Below are 234 nucleotides of genomic sequence, written 5' to 3'. Positions count from 1 at the left end.
TGCCCAACGCGCTCACCGTGATCGCCATGGGGCCGCGTGGTTCCATGCTGCATGCGCCCGACACCTATATGGACAAGCTGGCGGTTGGGCCGGGCTACCCTGAGGGCGTGGTCTCGCTCGATATGTCGCCGCGCGAGCGGGTCGAGGCGCTGGCCAAGGCCAAGGGCTGCGCGCCCTCGGATATCACCGTCTGCATTCTGGAACGCCCCCGCCATGAGGCGATGATCGCCGAGG

General features: G+C 67.9%; 1 protein-coding gene. It reads left to right on the top strand.

Annotated elements, in window-relative coordinates; translation table 11 throughout:
- Positions 1-234, top strand: a 234-nt coding sequence (locus O4G76_RS21675) for a fructose-bisphosphatase class II (protein WP_269399137.1), incomplete at both ends; no start/stop codon positions are given.

It is taken from the genome of Limimaricola sp. G21655-S1, assembly GCF_027213785.1.
Taxonomy (GTDB): Bacteria; Pseudomonadota; Alphaproteobacteria; order Rhodobacterales; family Rhodobacteraceae; genus Limimaricola.
The sequence above is the reverse complement of the archived record's forward strand: the minus strand, read 5'-3'. Positions and strand labels throughout refer to the sequence as shown.